Source organism: Arthrobacter sp. 08Y14 (assembly GCF_002929455.1).
Lineage (GTDB): Bacteria > Actinomycetota > Actinomycetes > Actinomycetales > Micrococcaceae > Arthrobacter_B > Arthrobacter_B sunyaminii.
On sequence record NZ_PJIX01000002.1, the window covers coordinates 1,202,465 to 1,223,291 of the forward strand.

A 20,827-nucleotide genomic window follows, 5' to 3' on the forward strand; every position below is an offset into this window, starting at 1 on the left:
ATTGGCGTCACATCCAGTCCCGCACCATTTTTCCCGGGGGTAATTCGATGATCCGCACTTCTGCCCGTTCTGCTGTTCCCGCTGCACGGTTGGGAGCGCTGGGTCTGGCCGCCATTCTGGTGCTCGGCGGTTGTTCCGGAGACGGCGGCGAACCCGGCGCTGAGGCTGCCGAGAACAGTTCAAGCAGTCCTACAGCCAGCGAGAGCCCCACGGAAAGCGCTAGTCCCTCCGCGACACCGACGCCCACTGCCGCCGCCTACAAGCCGGCGACCGCTGAGGGTCCCGCCGAGAATGTGCCTCTGCCGGTCATGCCTGATGTTGCGAAGGAAGAGTCGAAGGAAGGGCTGATCGCCTTTGGCGATTATTGGTTCAGCTTGTTGAATTATGGATACGAAACCGGAGACGCCTCACCAGTAAAAGAACTTAGTACGCCCGAGTGTCAATTATGCGAGTTTTACTACGTGGACTTGGAAGAGGGATATGAGAACGACGATTGGATTCTGGGTGGGAAAATAAACATCACCTCAAGCGGCACCCAGTTTGAGAAAACACCGAACGGACGTTATCAGCTCCTGCTGTCAGTCCAGCAGGAAGCAGGAGCTAATCGGGGTCCCAACGGAGTGTCTTATGGGGAAAGTTCAGGAAGTCAAAGCTCTACGGCGCAGATAATGGAGGCTACATATACTCCTGATGGCTGGGTAGTGAACTTAGTTGAGAACATGTGAGTCATAGATGACTAGGATCCCGATCTATCGCGTTGGCTTGTTTCTGATCACTTCGGTTATTTTCAGCCTATCCATGATCGTTCATATGGAACCTGCATCTGCTGGCGGTGGCGATTTTGAGGATTGGAACAAAGGTGGAATCGAACTCGGCAGGTGGAACCACGTCCCGGGCACGAACGTCTGGTCCGACTCAGCAACCCTCGGCGACTCGGGTTACATTTACACCTACGAACTCGTGTGTTTCACAGAAGACGTTGGGTACCTTCGCTGCCTGGACGAAAATTCCTGTGACGAGGGACCAGGCGGACAATACGTTATTTGGAAACAATCGCTCAGGCTCGACCCGCCCATTTGGGAAGACTTCATCGGGAACGGTCCGGCTTGTGTCTACTCCGAAGATCCGGCAAAGCTCCTTGAGGAAGTGACCGCACGTCTTCTCTCGGAGTTTCAGGAGCACCCGGTGGCCGCCGGCAAAGTGGCGGCACAGCCCGGGCCGCACACAATGATCGGTGCAGAGACCAACGTCTACGTTGATTCCCAAATACAAATAATCAACACCGAGATTCTGGGTCAGGACATAAAGATCACTGCGACTCCAACTGAATACGTCCTTCACTACGGTGACGGATCGAGCAGTGGATTGACCTTCGACCCCGGATCAGCATTACCCGAGTCGCGAGTGGGCCAACCTACCGCCACGAGCCATGCATATTCTTCAACGGGCAACTTCGAAATGTACGCAACCGTTTACTTCACCGCTGTTTATTCAATGAATGGTGGCCCTGAGATATCAATCGACGGGCGCGGCATTTTCGATACGGCCCCGGAACCTATCAGCGTCTGGAAGGCGGATTCGCGCAACGTCGCCGACGACTGCCTCGTGAACCCTGCTGGATACGGTTGCTAGATTTGCAGGGCCACCGTCACGCGCATGGATCCGGGATACAAAAGCACACACGTCACCTCCCTCGGACCCGGCAATATCTAGCCTTTGAGAGTGCCATCGTTAGTTTCGTGTTCGCTTGTTGGCCTGCGGATAACGCTGCCTGCAGTCGTTGAGCCTCGCAGCCTTGGCATCACATCCAGTCCTGCACCACATCCAGTCCTGCACCATTTTCCCGGGGGTAATCCGATGATCCGCACTTCTGCCCGACCTGCTGTTCCCGCTGCACGGCTTGGAATGCTGGGACTGGCAGCCATCCTGGTGCTCGGCGGATGTTCCGGATCCAGCGGCGACCCCAACGCCGAGGCAGCCGAGCACAGCCCGTTAGCCAGCGAGAGGTCCGAGCCGACGGAAAACGCCACTTCCTCTGCCACACCCTCACCCACCGCCACCTACAAGCCGGCAACCGCTGAGGGACCCGCCAAAAATGTGCCCCTGCCGGTCATGCCCGAACTCGCGAAGGAAGAGTCCGCAGAGGGCTTGCGGGCTTTCGGAGAGTATTGGTTCAGCTTAGTAAATTACGGGTTCGAAACCGGAGACTCAGCCCCGGTGATGGCAATAAGCGCGCAAGACTGTGAACGCTGCAATATCTTCTATGCGGACCTTGAAGAAGGATATGTCAACGATGACTGGATTCACGGCGGGAAGATCAACATCAACTCTGCTGGAACCCAGTTTGTGAAAACGCCTCAAGGACGCTACCAGCTACTTCTATCGATCAGACAGGAAGCGGTCGCTAACCGAGGTCCTAACGGCAAGGTATTTTTCGAGCACCCGATCGATAAGACAACAACAGCACAAATAATGGAGGCAACGTACGTCTCCGACCACTGGGTCGTGAACTTGGTTGAGAACATGTAACCGTTGAAAGCATCTGACATCACTCTGTGGACAACCCAGGATGCGTGCCGCAGCCTCGTACCCTCGCTGTCATAACCAGTCCCGCACGATTGTTCGCAAGGGGTATTCTGATGATCCGTTCTGCTGTCGCTCCGTTCCGGCTGGGTACCCTGGGCCTAGCAGCCATCCTGGTGCTCGGCGGATGTTCCGAATCCGGCGGCGACCCCAACGCCGAGGCAGCCGAGAAAAACTCCAGCAGCCCCTCAGCGAGTGAGAGCCCCACGGAAAGCGCCACTCCCTCTGCGACGCCAACCCCTACTGCCGCCTACAAACCGGCGACCGCTGAGGGACCAGCCGAGAATGTGCCTCTACCTGTCATGCCTGAGCTTGCGAAGGAAGAGTCCAAAGAAGGTTTGGTGGCCTTCGGGGACTACTGGTTCAGTTTGATTAATTACGGATACGAAACCGGAGACCCTGCGCCGGTAAAGGAAATAAGCGCACCGGAGTGTTCAATCTGCCAATCTTTCTACGAGGACTTGGAAGAAGGCTACGTCAACGAGGATTGGATTCAGGGTGGAAAACTCAACGTTCTCTCGAGCGGTACCGAGTTCGTAAAGACACCTGAAGGACGCTATCAATTGCTTCTGTCGGTTATTCAGGAAGCAGGTGCAAACCGCGGCCCGAACGGCAAGGTCTACGGTCAGGGACCAGGTGATGAAGCATCAACGGCACAGATCATGGAGGCCACATATGATTCAGGGCGCTGGATAGTGAACTTGGTTGAAAATATGTAAGCACTGACGGCTTCTGGCATCACTCTGTGGATAACCCAGGATGCGTGCCGCAGCCTCGTACCCTTGCTGTCACAACCTGTCCCGCACGATTGTCCGCAAGGGGTACTTTGATGATCCGTTCTGCTGTCGCTCCGCTCCGGCTGGGTGCTCTGGGCCTAGCCGCCATCCTTCTGCTGAGCGGGTGCTCCGGAGGGGAAACGGATCCCGCAGCGCAGGCTGCCGATCAAACCACGAACAGCGCCGAGCCACATGAAACCACTGATGCCGGTGAAACCGCCGTTCCAGCCCCGCCTCCAACGCCGGTCGCTCCCGCATACAAGCCTGCGAGCGTGAAGGGTCCTGCCGAGAATGCCCCGCTGCCTGTCATGCCTGAGCTCGCAAGGCAGGAATCCAGGGAAGGTCTCGAGGCCTTCGCAGCGCACTGGTACGAGTTGGCCAACTACGGTTATGCAACCGGAGACGTTGAACCGGTACGCGCCGTCAGCGGTGACACCTGTCTTGTCTGCGACGGTTACTACCGCACCTTGGCCAGCGGGTACGTGGACGGTGATTGGATAGCCGGGGGGTGAAGTCCACGTTGAAGGTGTCACCACCCCTTCCTACGACTTCGTTCCAACTGCTGATGGTTACTTCCAGGCGATCATCACGATCACCCAGGAACCTTTGGTGTATTACGGTCCGGAGGGCTACCAGGGAACCGCCAAGGGCATCGGCATTCCCCTTGAGCAAATCATGGAGGCCGAGTTCCTTGATGGTGGCTGGCATGTTAGGACCTTGGAAACGCTGGTAGTGCAACAGTGAATGCGTGCGCTGGACGGGGGCAACCGGCCCAGTCCGCAAACACCAAACGCAGGAAGACCCCTCGGGCTGGCTGCAACCACACAGCCTTCCCAAGGGGTCTTCCTGTCCCCCATACCTACAGGGCGGAGTCCCCGCGTTCCCCGGTGCGGACCCGGAGGGCTTCCTCCACGTTGACCACCCACACCTTGCCGTCGCCGGCGCGGCCGGTGTTGGCGGTGGAGACCAGCACATCCACAATGTCGTTGAGCCATTCGTTGGCCACCAGGACCTCGATGCGGATCTTCGGCAGCAGGTCCACGGTGTATTCGGCGCCGCGGTAAACCTCGGTGTGGCCGCGCTGGCGTCCGTAGCCGTTGGCCTGGCTGACGGTCAGCCCCTGCACGCCGTAGCTTTCCAGGGAACCGCGGACGGCATCGAGTTTTTCGGGCCGGACAATGGCCGTTACGAGTTTCATGAGTTGACGCTCTCCTTCGTGGCGGTGCGGACGGCTTCGTGAGTGGGACGGAAGGAACCGCCCACACCCAGGCCGCCAAATTCATAAGCGGTTTCTGCGTGTTCGCTCAGGTCCACGCCGTTGATTTCCTGTTCCTCGGAGACCCGGAAGCCGATCGCCTTGTGGATGGCCAGGCCGATCACCAGGGTCAGGACGGCGGAGAAGAGGATCGCTACAACCATGGCAACCAGCTGAGCTCCGAGCTGTGCGAAGCCGCCGCCGTAGAAGAGGCCGCCGCCTTCTCCCTCAACCGGCAGGGCGATGAAGCCCAGCGCCAGGGTGCCCACAATGCCGGCCACCAGGTGCACGCCCACCACGTCCAGTGAATCGTCGTAGCCCAGCTTGTACTTCAGGCCGACGGCGAGCGCGGAGAGGACTCCGGCCAGCAGACCCAGCCCGACGGCGCCCAGCGGGCTCACGTTCGCACAGGCCGGGGTGATGGCCACAAGTCCGGCAACAATGCCGGAGGCTGCGCCGAGCGACGTCGGGCGTCCGTCACGGATGCGTTCGGTCAGCAGCCAGCCGACCATCGCAGCGGCCGGAGCCGCCATGGTGTTGACCCAGATGAGGCCGGCTTCTTCGGCGGTGCCGGCGGCTCCCCCGTTGAAACCGAACCAGCCGAACCACAGCAGGGTGGCGCCCAGCATGACAAACGGAATGTTGTGGGGCCGCTGGCTCGGGTCCTTGCCGAACCCTTTGCGCTTGCCGATGATCAGGGCCAGCACCAGGGCCGCCACACCGGCGTTGATGTGGACCACGGTGCCGCCGGCAAAGTCGATGGCTTCTCCAACCACTGAGCCGATGGCGCCCTCTTCACCAAGCAGTCCCCCACCCCAGACCATGAAGGCCAGCGGGCAGTAGACCAGGGTCACCCAGACCGGCACAAAGACGGCCCAGGCGCTGAACTTGGCGCGGTCCGCGATGGCTCCGCTGATCAGGGCCACCGTGATGATGGCGAAGGTGGCGCCGAAGCCGGCGCTGATGAGGTCTTCTGTACCGATCAGGGACTCAAGTCCGAAGGAAGTGAAGGGGTTGCCGAACAGCCCGCCCACGCCGTCGCCCCCGGTCATGGAGAAGCCCCAGAGAACCCAGACAACCCCCACCAGTCCGATGGAGACGAAGCTCATCATCATCATGTTCAGTGCTGCCTTGGCGCGGGTCATGCCGCCGTAAAAGAATGCCACTCCGGGCGTCATGAGCAGCACCAGCGCCGCTGAAATCATCACCCAGACGTGACCTGCTGACAGATCCATCTTCACGTCCCTTCACCTACCGCGGGCCCTTCCCGCACCATGAACTTTGCCGGGGCAAGATTTCGGCAATGGCCCGGGGACGTTGCCGGAACATTACAAACCGCGGGTCGGTGTGAACAGTCGGTGACGGAAAAGTTTCCACAGCGTTTCGCGGCTTCTCCGGCGCTCAAGAACGCGGAATTTCGCGGGCAGTCCGGACGGACTCTGCATCCCGACCCCGCCGCTAGGATGGACCCTAAGTCTCACTACCCGGAGGTACATCCTTTATGCCCGAGCAGTTTCCGCCGTCCGAGGGCCCCGATTCCGCGGCCAACGACGGCAAGGACAAAAACCCAGGCAAGAACAAGAAGAAAACATGGATCATCTCCGGGACCGCCCTGGTAGCCGTTCTGGCCGCCGGCGCCGTTGTTGCGCCGATGGTGATGAACGACGACGCCGCCCCGGCCGCAGCTCCCACACCCACCGGTACCCCGTTCACGGTTTCGGCGGCGCCGACACTGCCCCCTGCTCCGGAAGTCACGTACTACGACCAGGTTGGCCCGCCCGCCGGTTCGCCGCTGAATCCCGTGGAGCCGCTGAGCATCAACGTGGCGGCGGCAACCACCGGCACCGCCCTGCCCGACGGTCTGATCGGGCTGTCCTTGGAGGCCACGGACCTGGCTGACCCCTCACTCTCCGGCGACAACCCGGAAATGGTCGAGTCCATTTCCGGACTCGGCCGTCCGCTGCTGCGCTTCGGCGGGAACGCCGTGGACCGGCGTTTCTTCTGGACCTCGGCAGGTGAGGCCATTCCCGGAAACCTGTCCGGGGACAAAGCCCATCCCGTCCGCGCCGTCACCCCCGCGGATCTGGAGCGGGTCAACACCCTGCTGGAAGCCGTAGACGGGCAGATCGCCCTGACCGTGGACCTGGGCAACTATGACCCTGCCCGCGCAGCGGACATGACCAAGTACGCCGCCGCCGCGTTCGGCGAGCGCCTGGTGGGCATCACTGTGGGCAACGAACCCAACGGCTTCGCCAAGACCGGGCTGCGGGACTCCGGTTACGGCATTGAGGATTACCTGACCGAGCTGAAGGCTTACGCCGCGGCGATGCACGCCGTTGCCCCGGAAGTTCCCATTGTTGGCCCGGGCACCTATGAGCAGACCTGGTGGGGTCCGTTCGCCGAGGTGGAGCTGCCGCAGAAGAAGATCCTCTCCTTCCACCACTATCCGCTGTCCTCCTGCGAAGGCGCCGATCCCCTGGGCGAGCCGATCATGGCAAACCTGACCACGCGGCATCTGCACGACCACGCCAACAACTTCCGCGGCAAAGCCATGGAGCCGGCCCTGACAGCGGGACTGGAAACCTGGATCCCCGAAACCGGTGTCTCCGCCTGCCCCGGTTCCAACGAGACCACCAAAACCCACGCCTCGGCCCTTTGGAGCGCCGACTATGCCCTGAGCGCCGCGCAGATGGGCATCTCCCGGGTCTCCTTCCACAGCTCACTGATCACCTGCCAGGGCGGCCCGCCCATGTCCGCCATCTGCACCGGCGGCGATTACCTGCAGCCCAACGGAGCAGTGGATGAACGGGCCAACTACTACGGCATGTCCATGGTGGCTGAAATGCCGGCGGGTGAGTTCCTGAAACTGGATACCGCCGGCGGCGGACTGGCCTACCCCTACGCGGTACGCCACGCGGACGGCAGCGTCAGCGTGGCAGTGGTCAACAACAACAATCCAGAGACCGACGCCCCCGTGGACGTCACCCTGGAACTCCCGGGGAAGGCGCTGACCGGAACCATGTCCCAGATGACGGGCACCTCCTACGCCACGCAGGACGGCACGCTGATCGACGGCGCTGCCGCCGAAGGCACACCGGCCGCCGAACGGCTGACCGTGCCGGGCTTCGAATACGGTTCCAGCACCCAGACGTTCCCGCTCACTGCGGGCACGGTTACGGTCCTGAACTTCACGTTCTAGCCCGGAGGCCTCCCCTTTCAAGGGGTCGTCCCCGTTCAAGGGGCCGTCCCCCACATAAAAAGGGGCTCCGCATTTCCTTTCGGAAGTGCGGAGCCCCTTTTGCGTAGTGCGGTCGCTTAGCTCAGCAGCGCATCCACAAAGCCCTCGGCTTCGAACGGTGCCAGGTCATCGGCGCCCTCGCCCAGGCCGATCAGCTTCACGGGCACACCCAGCGTGCGCTGGATGGCGACGACGATGCCGCCCTTTGCGGTGCCGTCCAGCTTGGTCAGGACAATACCGGTGATGTTGACGACCTCGGAGAACACCTTGGCCTGCATCAGGCCGTTCTGGCCGGTGGTGGCGTCCAGGACCAGCAGGACCTCGTCCACCTCGGCCTGCTTTTCAATGACGCGCTTGACCTTGCCGAGCTCGTCCATCAGGCCAACCTTGTTCTGCAGGCGCCCGGCGGTGTCGATCAGGACTACGTCCACTTCGCCGTCGATGCCGGCCTTCACAGCCTCGAAGGCAACGGACGCGGGGTCTGCTCCGTCGACGTCGGACTTCACCGTGGGCACGCCCACGCGCTGTCCCCAAGTGGCCAGCTGCTCGGCAGCGGCGGCACGGAAGGTATCCGCAGCGCCCAGCAGCACGTCCTTGTCCTCGGCCACCAGCACGCGGGCCAGCTTGCCCACCGTGGTGGTCTTGCCGACGCCGTTCACGCCCACCACCATGACAACGGCAGGCTTGTCCGCGTGCCGGGTGGTGGCCAGGGAGCGGTCCATGGTCGGGTCAACAACCTTGATGAGCTCCTCGCGGAGCATCTGGTGCACTTCCTGCGGGTCGCGGCTGCCGGAAATCTTCACCCGCTCGCGCAGGGCGTCCACCAGTTCCATGGTCGGTTCGGTGCCGAGGTCCGCCAGGAGGAGCGTCTCCTCGATCTCGTCCCAGACATCCTCGTCAATCTTGTCGCTGGACAGCAGCGCCAGCAGCGCCTTGCCCAGGGCATTGTTGGACTTGGACAGGCGGGCACGCAGCCGGGCCAGGCGGCCCTGTACGGGGTCGGGGGTTTCCAGCGCCGGAGCTTCGGGGGCGGGCGCGGGCGCCGCCTCCAGGTCGCGCAGGTCATCGGGCACGACGACGTCGGTCTCCGCCGGGGGCGCGTCCAGGACGTCCGTGCCGGCGGCATGCGCGCCTGCTCCGGTCACCGGATCATTGGCGTCACGGGTGGTGGGGTACATGCCCTTGGGGGTGCGTCGGGTCCGGACCAGCAGAGCTGCCACAGAGCCGACGACCGCAAGAGCGATGACCACATAGATCACAATCGCAAGAGTCTCATTCACGCTCTTTAGCATGTCATACCGGTGTGTTCCCGGGCACCCGTTTGCGCGTGTGTGCGAGCGCACGGAGGATCCCGCCGTCGACCTCCCGGATACGCATCCGGGAGCGGGAACTGTCTGAGAGAATCAGAGCATCATGGTCCGACCTCCCCGTCTCGCGATTCCGCGGGAAATCAAAGTCCTTATTGCCGCCGCCTTTGTCATCGCCCTGGGTTTCGGCCTGGTGGCACCGGTGCTCCCGCAGTTTGCGCAGAGCTTCAACGTGGGCGTTGCCGCATCCTCCGTCATTGTCAGCGCGTTTGCCTTCACCCGGCTGGTTTTCGCGCCGGCCGGCGGAGCGCTGCTGGAGAAGTTTGGCGAGCGCCCGGTCTACATTGCGGGGCTGCTCATTGTGGCCGCCTCCACCGGGGCGTGTGCCTTCGCTGAAAGTTACTGGCAGCTGCTGGTCTTCCGCGGGCTGGGCGGCATCGGCTCCACCATGTTCACCATCTCGGCCATGGCGCTGATCATCCGGCTGGCCAAACCTTCGGTGCGCGGCCGGGTCTCCAGTGCGTATGCCTCCTCGTTCCTGCTGGGCAATATCGCCGGGCCCCTCGCGGGCGGGCTGATGGCCGGTTTCGGACTGCGCGTTCCGTTCCTCGTCTATGCAGGCGCCCTGGTGGTGGCGGCCGCCGTCGTGGCCCTCCAGCTCAAGGATGCCCGGCTGGCCGACGGCGAACCCAAGCCCGCGGCGCGTCCGGTGCTGACCGTCCGCGAGGCGCTGGGTGATTCCGCCTACCGGGCCGCGCTGGCTTCCAGCTTCGCCAACGGGTGGTCTTCATTCGGCGTCCGCAACTCGCTGCTGCCGCTCTTCGCCGCCGCTGCCCTGTCCGCCGGTCCGGAGATCGCCGGCATCTCGCTGACCGCGTTCGCCGCCGGAACCGCCGTCGTCCTGACTTTCTCAGGCCGGCTCGCCGACAGCTGGGGCCGCCGGCCGCTGGTGCTGACCGGGCTGGCCGTGAACGCCCTGGCCACCGCCGCCATCGGTTTCAGCACCAACGTCCCCATGTTTCTGGTGGTTTCCGCCATTGCCGGGATGGGCACCGGGCTGCTGAACCCGGCGCAGCAGGCCGCCGTCGGCGACGTGGTGGGCAATGACCGCAGCGGCGGGAAAGTGCTGGCCACATTCCAGATGGCCAGCGACAGCGGCGCCATTGTGGGCCCCATCCTGGCCGGGCTGCTCGCCGACTCGCTGGGTTTCAACTGGGCGTTCGGCGTGACCGGAGCCATCGTGGTTATGGCATGTTTCGCCTGGATTGGCGCCCGCGAGACCCTGGAACCTGAAACGTCGGCCCCGGTTCCGCCGGCACAGGGTACGACGCCGGACACCTCGGCAGGGCCCGGCGGCACTACGATCAAGGAATGAAGCCTTTCCTCCTGCTGGCCTCCCGGGCCGAAGACGACGCCGCTGCCGAAGAATATGAGGCGTTCCTCCGTTTCGGAAACCTGGAACCTGACCAGCTGCAGCGGATCCGGCTCGAGGCCGGTCCCCTGCCGCGCCTCGATCTGGACGACTACAGCGGGATCATTGTCAGCGGCAGTCCGTTCAATGCCAGTGATCCGGACAGCGCCAAATCCGAGCTGCAGCTGCGGGTCGAAAGCGAGCTGGGCGCGCTGCTTGACGACGTCGTCGAGCGCGACTTCCCCTTCCTGGGCGCCTGCTACGGCGTGGGGACGCTGGGCCGGCATCAGGGCGGCGTTGTTGACCGGCAGTACGGCGAGGCGATCGGCGCCGTGGACATCAAGCTCACGGCCGACGGCCGGCAGGATCCGCTGCTCGACGGTGTTCCGGATTCCTTCAGCGCCTTTGTGGGGCACCGCGAGGCCATCTCCGTGCTGCCGCCCAACGCGGTGAACCTGGCCGGCTCCTCCTCCTGCCCGGTGCAGATGTTCCGGATCAAGGAGAACCTCTACGCCACCCAGTTCCATCCCGAGCTGGACGTTCCGGGCCTGCTGACCCGCATCACCGTGTACCGGCATGCCGGTTACTTCCCGCCGGAGGAAGCCGACGCCGTCCGGGCCTCCGTGCGCCACGCCGATGTGGGAGTGCCGCCGCTGATCCTGCGCAACTTCGTGCGGCGCTACGCCCGGTAGACGGCCGGGCCGAGGGACGCCAGAGACAGCGTCAGCCGGCAGCCTTGTCCTTATCCAGCCGCTGACTGATCACGGTGGAGACGCCGTCGCCCTGCATCGTCACGCCGTAGAGTGCATCAGCGACTTCCATCGTCCGCTTCTGATGCGTGATGACGATCAGCTGGCTGGATTCCTTCAGCTCCTCGAAGATGGTGATGAGCCGGCCCAGGTTGGTGTCATCCAGCGCCGCCTCCACCTCGTCCATGACGTAGAACGGTGAGGGCCGCGCCTTGAAGATCGCCACCAGCAGGGCCACCGCGGTCAGGGACCGCTCCCCGCCGGAGAGCAGCGACAGCCGCTTGATCTTCTTGCCGGCGGGCCGGGCCTGGATCTCGATGCCGGTGGTCAGCATGTCACTCGGATCCGTCAGGACCAGCCGGCCCTCACCGCCCGGAAACAGGGTGGCGAACACGCGCTCAAACTGTTCGGCCGTATCCCGGTAGGCCGCGGTGAAGACTTCCTCCACTTTCCGGTCCACATCCTTGATGATGTCCAGCAGATCCCGGCGGGTGGCCTTCAAATCCTCCAGCTGGGTGCTGAGGAACGTGTGCCGCTCCTCGAGTGCGGCAAACTCCTCCAGGGCCAGCGGATTGACCCGGCCCAGGGCGGCCAGGTCGCGTTCGGCCTGTTTGAGCCGCTTTTCCTGTGCCGCCCGGTTGTAAGGGACACCGCTGGTGAGCGGATTTCCGTCCTCGTCCACCGGCGCGTGCAGGGCAGCCCATTTGTCGCCGGACGCTTCCGCCGCACCGGGGTCCGGGCCGACCGGCACCGGGACCGGCTGGTCCGGCCCGAACTCCGCCACGAGATGTTCCGGTGTCATCCCCAGCTCCTCGATGGCACGGGTCTCCACGGCTTCCACGCGCAGCTGCTGCTGGGCGCGGGCCAGTTCATCGCGGTGCACGGAGTCGGTCAGCCGGGCTACCTCAGCGGCGGCATTGGCTGCTGCCGTCCGGACCTGCGCCAGTTCCGAGTCCCAGGCGGTGCGTACCGCTTCGGCGGAGTCCCGCTCGGCCGCTGCCGTTTCCAGCGACACGTTGAGGTAGGCCAGCACGGCCTGCGCGGCTTCCGCCACTGCGGTGGCCTTCGCGGCCTGCAGGGCACGGCCGCGGGCGCGCACCTCTGCGGCGGCGCGGGCACGGCGTTCGCTGTCCGCCGCGCGTTCCAGGCCTGCTGCCCTGCCGGCCACAGCTTTGTACTGCTCTTCAGCTGAGCGCAGGGCCAGGCGTGCCTCGGTTTCCACCCGCCGGGCAGCCGCTGCGGCGAGCGCCAGGGCCTCGCGCTGTTCCGTGGACGGTTCCGCCTCAGCCGGTGCCTCCCTTGCTGCAGCCAGGCGTGCCGCTGCCAGTGCTTCCTGTTCCGCCGCAAGATTGGCCTCGGCCGCGGTGACGAGCTGCTTCAATCGTTCGGATTCACCCACGGCGGAGCGCAGCGCCGAACCCAGCGTTCCCAGCCGCTCCGCGACGGCGGCGAGCCGAGCATCGGAATCATGCAGCCCGGCCAGGGCCTCATCGGTGCGCTGCTTAGCGGCGTTCCGACGGGCCACGGCTCCGGCCAGGGCAAACCCGGCCTGTTCGGACCGGGCCGCGGCAGCCCGGATCCGCGCCTCGGTTTCCTCCACGGCGGCCTGCAGTTCAAGCAGCCCCGGGGCTGAGGCGGACCCGCCCCGGCCGGAAAACACCGACAGAACGTCCCCGCCGGACGTCACGGCGGTGAGTTCGGGATGCTCCACCAGCAGCTCGGCCGCATCGGCCAGGGACGCCACAACCACTGTGTCCTTCAGCAGCCGCCCGAGTGCCGGACGCAGCTCCTCGGGCGCGTCAACGGCGTCCAGGGCCCAGACCGCTCCCTCAACCGGTGCGGGCCGCCGGGAAGCGGCACCTGTCTCCCCCGCCGGCACGGACGCCAGCACCACATCCACCTGCCCGCCGTCGGCCTCCTTGAGGTGGACCAGGGCGCGGACCGCAGCGGCAGTATCGGCCACCGCAACCGCCGACGCCGCGGAACCCAGGGCCGCCGTAACGGCGCGTTCATATCCGGGCCGGACGGTGAGCTGCGCGGCGAGCGGGGCCAGCACGCCCTCCACGCCGGCGTCCAGCAGCATGGCGGAACCGTCCCGGCGGTCCAGGCCAACCCGCAGGGCGTCGCGGCGGGCGGTCAGGGTTTCCCGTTCCCGGTCGGCCTCCTGCTTGGTGCGGCGCAGCTCCTCCAGTGCAGCGGTGGCCTGGTCCAGTTCGGCCTGCGCTTCTTCGTACTCGGCGTCCAGGCTCTCTTCGCTCTCCTCAGCGCCCGCTGCGGAGTTCTCCAGCGCGGTGAATTCCTGCTGCGCCTGCCGGCGGCGCTCCTCTCCGGCGCTGATGGAAGCACGCAGCCGGCCCAGCTCCGCTTCGGCGGAATCCACCCGGGAGCGGGCCGAGCCCACGGCGCCGGCGAGCCGGGCCAGGCCTTCGCGCCGGTCCGCTGCCGCCCGGAGCACGGCAGCCAGGCGCTGTTCTTCGGCGGCGGCATCCTGCTCCGCTGCAGCACGGACTTGTTCGGCCTCCGCCAGGGCGCTGCGGCGTTCCTCGATTGCCTGCTTCAGCGCGGCGGCCTCGGCGCGGACCCGCTCGGCCTGCGCCTGCAGCCGTTCCGGGTCCTGTCCGGAGTCTTCCCGGTGGTCCGAGGATCCCAGCAGCCGGCGCCGTTCCTGTGCCAAAGCGATCAGGGACAGGTACCGTTCCCGCTGGGCAGACAGCGCATACCAGGTGTCCCGGGCGGCATTGACCTGCGGGGTGGCCTGCGCGGCGAGGGTCTCCAACTCTGCTTGGCGGGCCCGGGCGGCAGCCAGTGCGGCGGCGGCTTTATCCCGGCGGGCCAGGAGCTCGGCCTCCTCTGCCGCGTCGCGGGCCATGGCGTTGTTCAGTGTCACCAGGTCATCGGCCAGCAGCCGGGCCCGGGCGTCGCGGACGTCCTGCTGCACGGTGCGGGCACGGCGGGCGACGGCGGCCTGCTTGCCCAGCGGCCCCAGCTGGCGGCGCAGCTCCGAGGTGAGGTCAGTCAGGCGGGCAAGGTTGGCCTGCATGGCGTCCAGTTTGCGCACGGTTTTTTCCCGCCGGCGGCGGTGCTTGAGGATGCCGGCCGCCTCCTCAATGAACCCGCGGCGTTCATCGGCCCCGGCGTGCAGGATCCGGTCCAGCTGGCCCTGGCCCACTATGACATGCATCTCACGTCCCAGGCCGGAATCGGAGAGCAGTTCCTGGATGTCCAGCAGCCTGGCGGGTGCACCGTTGATGGCGTATTCGGAGCCGCCGGAGCGGAACAGGGTCCGGGAAATGGTGACTTCCGAGTATTCGATCGGCAGGGCGCCGTCGGCGTTGTCGATGGTCAGGGACACCTGCGCCCGGCCCAGAGCCGGGCGGCCGCTGGTGCCGGCAAAGATGACGTCTTCCATCTTCCCGCCGCGCAGGGTTTTGGCTCCCTGCTCCCCCATAACCCACGCCAGCGCGTCCACCACGTTGGATTTTCCGGAGCCGTTGGGCCCCACCACGGCAGTCACTCCGGGTTCAAACTCGAAGGTGGTGGCTGATGCGAAGGACTTAAATCCACGCATGGTCAGCGTCTTCAAATGCACGGGGGCCAATCTTTCCTACTGAGGGGTGATTCCTTAAATCTACTTGGTGCCTGAGACTTAACTGCAGTACTCGCAGAGCGTAATCACGGCCTGCACGTCCCTTTGGCCTCAGGGGGAACGTAGGATTCTCTAAGGAATAAGTGAATCAAACCGTGGATGCAGGCTGCCTCCAGCCCGCCAGCGCGATCACTTCAGCAGGAGACAAGGCAGGCATTTTGACCGGGAACTTCAACTTCCAGCACAACAACACGGCTCTTCTCAGCGTCACAAGCGTTGAAGCACCGGTAGTTATGACCTCAGCCGAATTCGATGAACGGCTGGCGCCGTCGCTGAAACGGCTAAGGCTCTCCAAACGGCTGCTGGAGCGGGTGGCCGGTGTCAGTGAACGGCGCTGGTGGTCCCCGGGGACCGATTTTGACGACGCCGCCATCGAAGCCGGCGCCAAGGCGATTGCCGAGGCCGGCGTCGAACCGTCTGAAATCGGGCTGCTCATTAACACCTCGGTCACCCGGCGGAACCTTGAGCCCTCCGTGGCCGTGAAAATCCACCACCAGCTGGGGCTGCCGTCCTCCGCCCTGAACTTTGACCTGGCCAACGCGTGCCTGGGCTTCGTCAACGGCATCACCATGGCCGCGAACATGATCGAATCCGGCCAGATCAAGTACGCCCTGATTGTTGCCGGCGAAGACGCGCAGGGAACCCAGGAAGCCACCTTCAAGCGGCTGAACAGCCCCGATTCCACCCGCCAGGACTACCTGCGCGAGTTCGCCACGCTGACCCTGGGCTCCGGCGCCGCTGCCGCTGTGATTGGACGCGCCGACGACCATCCGGGCTCGCACCGCATTGTGGGCGGAGTTTCCCGGGCCGGCACCCAGCACCATGAACTGTGCGTGGGCGGTGTTGACGGCATGTACACGGACACCAAGGGGCTGCTGGACGGCGGCCTGGAACTCGTGGTGGACGCCTGGAACGAGGCCCATGATGACAAGGGCTGGGACTGGCGTTCCATGGACCGCTATGTCACCCACCAGGTCTCCAACTCGTACACCAACGCCATCATCAAGGCCGTGGATCTGGTCCGGGAACGGGTTCCCATCACATTCCCGCGCTGGGGCAACGTGGGACCGGCATCACTGCCGATGACTCTGGCCCAGGAAGCCCGGACGCTGAACCCGGGTGACCGGGTGCTGTGCATGGGCGTGGGCTCGGGCCTGAACACCACCATGATGGAGATTGCGTGGTAGCGCAGCTCTGGCCCGGTGTCCCGGAATCCTGGTCTTCCTTTGTCCAGGTGCCCTCGACGGCGGCCGTTGACCGTCCCGAAACCGTTCACAAGTGGCACGTGCTGGACAACGGCCCGGAGCTGGCGGCCCGCGGCGTCGAACCCGCCGGCACCCTGCTGTGCGTCCATGGAAACCCCACCTGGTCCTACCTCTGGCGCAGCCTGCTCGCTGCCGGCTCGGAAGCGCAGCAGCCGTGGCGGGTCATCGCCGTCGACCAGCTGGACATGGGCTTCTCCGTCCGGACCGGCGCCTTCCGCCGGCTTGAGGACCGCATCACGGACCTTGGGGACCTCACGGACGCGCTGGGCCTGACCGGCAAAGTCATCACCGTGGGCCATGACTGGGGCGGTCTCATCTCCCTGGGCTGGGCGCTGAAGCACCGCAGCCAGCTCGCCGGGATCATCCTGACCAACACCGCGGTCCATCCTGCCGGCTTCGATGTGCCGCCCGCGCTGCGCCTTGCCCTGCATCCGGCCGTCCACGGCTGGGGCACCCAAACCACTGACGCGTTCATCCGCGTCACCCACTCTCTGGCCCAGCCGGCTCTGGCTCCGAACGTGCGGGCCGCCTTCGCCGCACCGTACCGCGGCTCCGCCCGCCGGGAGGGCGTCGCCAACTTTGTCGCCGATATCCCGGCCGATTCCACGCATCCGAGCTGGCGCACCCTGAACCGGGTGGCCGACGGCATCAAGCGCCTGGACGTGCCCGCGTTGCTGCTGTGGGGACCCAAGGACCCGGTGTTCTCGGACCGCTACCTCCGGGACCTGATGGACCGCCTGCCCCAGGCCGACGTGCACCGCTTTGAAGGAGCCAGCCACCTGCTGCCCGAAGACGTGGACATCACCGCGCCCGTCTTCAGCTGGCTGGAGAAGGGCCCGGGCACCGAAAACCGGGAAATCCGCAGCCGCAATGTTGCCGGCCTGTCCGTCTTCCGCCCCATGCTGGCCGAACTGGACGAGCGCGACGGCGACTCCTCCCCCGCCGTCGTCGACATGGCCCCGCTGGGCGCACCGGCCGGCACTCCGCCGGCCACCCTGTCCTGGGCGGAGCTCGCAGCCCGGGTCAACCAGCTGGCCGCCGGCCTGTCCGCCGCCGGCGTCCGCGCCGGGAACCGCGTCAACCTGCTCGTGCCGCCGGGCATTGAACTGACCTCGCTGATTTATGCCTGCCTGCGGCTGGGCGCCGTCATCGTGGTCGCCGACGCCGGACTGGGCACCAAGGGCATGAGCCGCGCCATCAAGGGCGCCGGACCGGCATACATCATCGGTATCGAACGTGCCCTGACCGGTGCGCGTCTTTTTGGCTGGCCGGGCATCCGGATCAGCGCCGAAACGCTGTCCCCCGCCAAGGCCCGGCTGCTGGGCGTCAAGCACTCCGTGCCCGAACTGATCGCCGCCGGCAAGGACGCCACGGGCGTCTTGGACTCCGACGAGCCGTGGCTGCGCACCGATCCCGACGCCGACGCCGCCGTGCTCTTCACGTCCGGCTCCACGGGCCCGGCCAAGGGCGTGGTGTACACGCACCGTCAACTCACCGCCATGCGCGATGCCCTGAAGAACACCTACAACCTGCAGGCCGGCACTTCGCTGGTGGCCGGGTTTGCGCCCTTTGCCCTGCTGGGTCCGGCGCTGGGTGCCACGTCCGTCACCCCGGACATGGACGTCACCTCGCCGCGCACCCTCACCGCTGCTGCTTTGGCCGACGCCGCTGCCGCCGTCAACGCGACCACCGTGTTCGCGTCTCCCGCGGCTCTGGGAAATGTGCTGGCCACCTCCGGGGACCTGACCGAGGACCAGCGCAAGGCACTGCAGCAGGTGGAACTGCTGCTCTCCGCCGGAGCGCCCATTCCCGAACCGCTGCTGGCACGGGTCTCCGCTCTGACGCCCAACGCCGAGCTGCACACCCCGTACGGAATGACCGAAGCACTGCCGGTGACCGACATTAGCCTGGACGAAATCCGGGCCGCCGGTGCCGGCAACGGTGTCTGCGTGGGCACCCCGGTGTCCGAAGCGCAGGTGGCCATTGCCGCCCTGTCGCCCGACGGAACCGTTGGCGACACACCGCTGGTGGAACCGAACCTCACCGGTGAAATCCTGGTCTCCGCCCCGCACGTCAAGGACCGTTACGACCGGCTGTGGATCACTGAGTCCAAGAGTTCGTCGCTGCCGGGCTGGCACCGCACCGGCGACGTCGGGCATCTGGACGAGCAGGGCCGGCTCTGGGTGGAAGGCCGCCTCGGCCACATCCTGACAACGCCCGGCGGCGTGGTCACCCCGGTCGCCGCCGAACAGGCCGCGGAGTCCGTGGCTGCCGTGGGCCGTGCCGCCGTCGTCGGCGTGGGACCGGCCGGAGCACAGGTACCGGTGGCCGTGCTGGAACTGACCGACCCCGTGCGCCGTCCCGGTACTGCCCCGCAGGATCTGGCCGCCGCGGTGCGGACAGCTGTTGCCACCGGTACCGGACTGGAGCTGGCAGCGGTCCTGGTGCTGCCGGCCATGCCCACCGACATCCGGCACAATTCCAAGATTGACCGCACGGCCCTGGCGGGCTGGGCGGAGACGATCCTGGCCGGAGGAAGCGCCAAGGTGCCTGGCACGGGCGGACGCAAATGAGCTCTGTTCCCACTCCTGCTGCACCGCGGCGGGTCCTGGTGACCGGTGCCAGCGGCCTGCTCGGCGGCGCCGTGGCCCGCCTGCTGGCAGAGAAGGGCCATACGGTCCGGACCCTGCAGCGCACACCGATGGCCGGAAGCGGGACTGTTGGTATGGAGTCCGTCGCGGGCTCCGTCTCCGACCCGGCGGCAACAGCGCGCGCTGTGGCGGGGATGGACGCCGTCGTGCATCTGGCCGCGAAGGTTTCCTTCACCGGCGAGTGGCAGGACTTCGTGGACACCAACATCACCGGAACGCGCACGCTGATCGATGCGGCAAAGAGTGCCGGGGTCCGGGATTTCGTCTTTGTCTCCTCTCCGTCCGTGGCACATTTCGGTGAGCCCATTGCCGGCGCCGGTGCAGGTACGGCGGACCCCGAGAGGGCACGCGGCTTCTATGCCCGGTCCAAGGCCGCGGCCGAGCTGCTTGCGCTGGCGGAGGATTCGCCGTCGTTCCGTGTGGGAGCCATCCGCCCGCATATTGTGTGGGGGCCGGGTGACACGCAGCTGGTGGAGCGGGTCATCGACCGCGCGCGGTCCGGCCGGCTGCCGCTGCTTAACGGCGGCACCGCGCTGATTGACACCACGTACATTGCCAACGCCGCGGCGGCCATTGTCCGCGGACTCGAACGGATGGACCACGCACACGGACAGGCGCTGGTGGTGACCAACGGCCAGCCCCGCCCGGTGGGAGAACTGCTGGCGGGCATCTGCACCGCCGCCGGCGTCACCCCGCCGGCGTGGAGTGTTCCCGGCTGGCTGGCCCGCGGCGCCGGATCCGTGATCGAACGCGCCTGGCTGGCCGCCGGAACCCGCGGGCTGGTGCATGACGAGCCGCCCATGACGCGTTTCCTCGCCGAGCAGCTCTCCACGTCGCACTGGTTTGACCAGCGCCGCACCCGGGAAGTGCTGGACTGGACGCCGGAGGTTACGGTGGAGGACGGTATGCGCCGGCTCGCGGCCCACTACGGCGGCGCCGCGGCCTAACTGCGCCGGGCTGCGTCAGCCAACCGATCCATTCGCCACGACCGCTTCACTGCAGAGGAACCCCATGGACAGCGTCAAGGTTATTGAGAACTGGCCGGTCGAGCATGCCGCCGCCGCCGTCATTCTGGCCGACGGCAGCGTGGCCGGTGCGTCCGGCGACGTTGAGCGGCGTTTTCCGCTGGCCTCGGTCACCAAGCTCCTGACGGCGTACAGCATGCTGGTGGCGCTGGACGAAGGGGCGCTGGAACTGGACCAGCCCGCCGGACCCGAGGGTTCCACCGTGCGGCATCTGCTGGCACATTCGGCCGGGTATGACTTCGCCGAGCGCACCGTCCGCTACGCACCGGGCACCCGGCGGCTGTATTCGAACGCAGGGTTTGAAGTCCTCGGGGAAACCCTGGAGGAGGCCACGGGCATTTCCATGGCGGAGTACCTGCGCGAGGGCGTGCTCGCTCCCCTGGGTATGACGTCCACCGCGTTGGAGGGTTCCCCTGCTGCCGGCGCGGTCTCCACTGTGGCCGATCTGTCCCGTTTCGCCGCCGAGCTGCAGAACCCGGTGCTCACGACTCCTGGCCGTCTGGCCGAGGCAACCACTGTGGTGTTTCCCGGCCTGGCCGGTGTCCTTCCCGGTTTCGGCCGGCAGAAGGAGAACGACTGGGGGCTGGGCTTCGAGATCCGCGATTCCAAGTCTCCGCACTGGACCGGCGCGAACAGCTCTCCCAAGACGTTCGGGCACTTCGGCCAGTCCGGCACGTTCCTGTGGGTGGACCCCGACGCCGGTGCTGCCGCCGTCACCCTGACGGACCGGGACTTCGGTCCCTGGGCGGCCGAGGTATGGCCGCCGTTCACCGACGGCGTCCTGGCGGAGCTTCGCGGGGCCTGACCTCGGTTGATCAGGGCCGGTGAGTGGTGGCTTGCACTCGGCGGAGAATCCTTCGTGCAGCTAACGGGCTCATTGCGGCTTCTCCGGAATTCATCGTGCAGCTAACGGGCTCATTC

Annotated in this window: 16 protein-coding genes; 12 read left to right on the top strand and 4 right to left on the bottom strand. The window is 65.8% G+C overall.

Annotated elements, in window-relative coordinates; translation table 11 throughout:
* The first annotated feature begins 47 nt into the window (after window positions 1-47).
* The 5 genes from CXR03_RS18160 to CXR03_RS18465 all read left to right on the top strand — a co-directional run bounded on the left by CXR03_RS18160 (window position 48) and on the right by CXR03_RS18465 (window position 3,871).
* Window positions 48-725, top strand: a complete 678-nt coding sequence (locus CXR03_RS18160; protein WP_146070498.1) for a DUF6318 family protein — start codon at window positions 48-50, stop codon at window positions 723-725.
* Between the two features lie 7 nt (window positions 726-732).
* A complete protein-coding gene (locus tag CXR03_RS12165) occupies window positions 733-1,632 on the top strand; it encodes a hypothetical protein (protein WP_104103972.1) in 900 nt (299 codons plus the stop codon).
* Window positions 1,633-1,857: 225 nt separating this feature from the next.
* The gene (locus CXR03_RS12170; RefSeq protein ID WP_146070499.1) at window positions 1,858-2,529 is read left to right on the top strand and encodes a DUF6318 family protein; all 672 of its coding nucleotides are present in this window, start codon (window positions 1,858-1,860) and stop codon (window positions 2,527-2,529) included.
* A 110-nt stretch (window positions 2,530-2,639) separates the two neighbouring features.
* On the top strand, window positions 2,640-3,302 hold the full coding sequence (locus CXR03_RS12175; protein WP_104103974.1) for a DUF6318 family protein: 663 nt from the start codon (window positions 2,640-2,642) through the stop codon (window positions 3,300-3,302).
* Between the two features lie 110 nt (window positions 3,303-3,412).
* Window positions 3,413-3,871, top strand: coding sequence for a DUF6318 family protein (locus CXR03_RS18465; protein WP_104103975.1), 459 nt, complete (start codon window positions 3,413-3,415; stop codon window positions 3,869-3,871).
* A gap of 347 nt (window positions 3,872-4,218) precedes the next feature.
* Here CXR03_RS18465 and CXR03_RS12185 read toward each other — a convergent pair whose 3' ends face one another.
* Together CXR03_RS12185 and CXR03_RS12190 are read right to left on the bottom strand one after the other, a co-directional pair.
* The gene (locus tag CXR03_RS12185) at window positions 4,219-4,557 is read right to left on the bottom strand and encodes a P-II family nitrogen regulator (protein WP_104053827.1); all 339 of its coding nucleotides are present in this window, start codon (window positions 4,555-4,557) and stop codon (window positions 4,219-4,221) included.
* The gene (locus CXR03_RS12190; protein WP_104054774.1) at window positions 4,554-5,849 is read right to left on the bottom strand and encodes an ammonium transporter; all 1,296 of its coding nucleotides are present in this window, start codon (window positions 5,847-5,849) and stop codon (window positions 4,554-4,556) included. Before CXR03_RS12190 ends, CXR03_RS12185 begins: the two co-directional genes overlap by 4 nt.
* Window positions 5,850-6,115: 266 nt before the next feature.
* Between CXR03_RS12190 and CXR03_RS12195 the strand changes: the two genes are divergently transcribed.
* Complete coding sequence (locus CXR03_RS12195) at window positions 6,116-7,813, top strand: hypothetical protein (protein WP_146070501.1); 1,698 nt, start codon at window positions 6,116-6,118, stop codon at window positions 7,811-7,813.
* A gap of 116 nt (window positions 7,814-7,929) precedes the next feature.
* Here the strand turns inward: CXR03_RS12195 and ftsY are convergent, their stop codons facing one another.
* Complete coding sequence (ftsY, locus tag CXR03_RS12200) at window positions 7,930-9,132, bottom strand: signal recognition particle-docking protein FtsY (protein ID WP_104054772.1); 1,203 nt, start codon at window positions 9,130-9,132, stop codon at window positions 7,930-7,932.
* 133 nt (window positions 9,133-9,265) lie between these two features.
* On the opposite strand from ftsY, the gene CXR03_RS12205 reads away from it, so the two are divergent.
* Together CXR03_RS12205 and CXR03_RS12210 are read left to right on the top strand one after the other, a co-directional pair.
* Window positions 9,266-10,534: an MFS transporter gene (locus tag CXR03_RS12205; protein WP_104103976.1), complete on the top strand. Its 1,269-nt coding sequence runs from the start codon at window positions 9,266-9,268 to the stop codon at window positions 10,532-10,534.
* Complete coding sequence (locus CXR03_RS12210; protein ID WP_104053825.1) at window positions 10,531-11,262, top strand: glutamine amidotransferase; 732 nt, start codon at window positions 10,531-10,533, stop codon at window positions 11,260-11,262. The genes CXR03_RS12205 and CXR03_RS12210 overlap by 4 nt, the downstream gene beginning before the upstream one ends.
* A gap of 31 nt (window positions 11,263-11,293) precedes the next feature.
* Here the strand turns inward: CXR03_RS12210 and smc are convergent, their stop codons facing one another.
* Window positions 11,294-14,908 carry a chromosome segregation protein SMC gene (gene smc / locus CXR03_RS12215; protein WP_181034569.1) on the bottom strand — a complete coding sequence of 1,205 codons (3,615 nt, stop codon included), beginning with the start codon at window positions 14,906-14,908 and terminating at the stop codon, window positions 11,294-11,296.
* Between the two features lie 215 nt (window positions 14,909-15,123).
* Here smc and CXR03_RS12220 point away from each other — a divergent pair, with 215 nt between their 5' ends.
* The 4 genes from CXR03_RS12220 to CXR03_RS12235 all read left to right on the top strand — a co-directional run bounded on the left by CXR03_RS12220 (window position 15,124) and on the right by CXR03_RS12235 (window position 20,711).
* Entirely contained in the window at window positions 15,124-16,152 is a 1,029-nt protein-coding gene (locus CXR03_RS12220) for a 3-oxoacyl-ACP synthase III (RefSeq protein ID WP_104104132.1), read from the top strand.
* A complete protein-coding gene (locus CXR03_RS12225; protein ID WP_104103977.1) occupies window positions 16,146-18,803 on the top strand; it encodes an alpha/beta fold hydrolase in 2,658 nt (885 codons plus the stop codon). Before CXR03_RS12220 ends, CXR03_RS12225 begins: the two co-directional genes overlap by 7 nt.
* Window positions 18,800-19,828, top strand: coding sequence for an NAD(P)-dependent oxidoreductase (locus CXR03_RS12230; protein WP_104103978.1), 1,029 nt, complete (start codon window positions 18,800-18,802; stop codon window positions 19,826-19,828). Before CXR03_RS12225 ends, CXR03_RS12230 begins: the two co-directional genes overlap by 4 nt.
* A gap of 64 nt (window positions 19,829-19,892) precedes the next feature.
* Complete coding sequence (locus CXR03_RS12235) at window positions 19,893-20,711, top strand: serine hydrolase (protein WP_104103979.1); 819 nt, start codon at window positions 19,893-19,895, stop codon at window positions 20,709-20,711.
* Window positions 20,712-20,827: the final 116 nt, after the last annotated feature.

Excerpts from the sequence above, each read along its gene's own strand:
- CXR03_RS12210 (WP_104053825.1), top strand. The coding sequence starts at position 10,531 with ATGAAGCCTTTCCTCCTGCTGGCCTCCCGGGCCGAAGACGACGCCGCT.
- CXR03_RS12195 (WP_146070501.1), top strand. The coding sequence starts at position 6,116 with ATGCCCGAGCAGTTTCCGCCGTCCGAGGGCCCCGATTCCGCGGCCAAC.
- CXR03_RS12190 (WP_104054774.1), bottom strand. The coding sequence starts at position 5,849 with ATGGATCTGTCAGCAGGTCACGTCTGGGTGATGATTTCAGCGGCGCTG.
- CXR03_RS18160 (WP_146070498.1), top strand. The coding sequence starts at position 48 with ATGATCCGCACTTCTGCCCGTTCTGCTGTTCCCGCTGCACGGTTGGGA.
- CXR03_RS18465 (WP_104103975.1), top strand. The coding sequence starts at position 3,413 with ATGATCCGTTCTGCTGTCGCTCCGCTCCGGCTGGGTGCTCTGGGCCTA.
- CXR03_RS12170 (WP_146070499.1), top strand. The coding sequence starts at position 1,858 with ATGATCCGCACTTCTGCCCGACCTGCTGTTCCCGCTGCACGGCTTGGA.
- CXR03_RS12235 (WP_104103979.1), top strand. The coding sequence starts at position 19,893 with ATGGACAGCGTCAAGGTTATTGAGAACTGGCCGGTCGAGCATGCCGCC.
- CXR03_RS12205 (WP_104103976.1), top strand. The coding sequence starts at position 9,266 with ATGGTCCGACCTCCCCGTCTCGCGATTCCGCGGGAAATCAAAGTCCTT.
- CXR03_RS12185 (WP_104053827.1), bottom strand. The coding sequence starts at position 4,557 with ATGAAACTCGTAACGGCCATTGTCCGGCCCGAAAAACTCGATGCCGTC.
- CXR03_RS12230 (WP_104103978.1), top strand. The coding sequence starts at position 18,800 with ATGAGCTCTGTTCCCACTCCTGCTGCACCGCGGCGGGTCCTGGTGACC.
- CXR03_RS12165 (WP_104103972.1), top strand. The coding sequence starts at position 733 with ATGACTAGGATCCCGATCTATCGCGTTGGCTTGTTTCTGATCACTTCG.
- CXR03_RS12175 (WP_104103974.1), top strand. The coding sequence starts at position 2,640 with ATGATCCGTTCTGCTGTCGCTCCGTTCCGGCTGGGTACCCTGGGCCTA.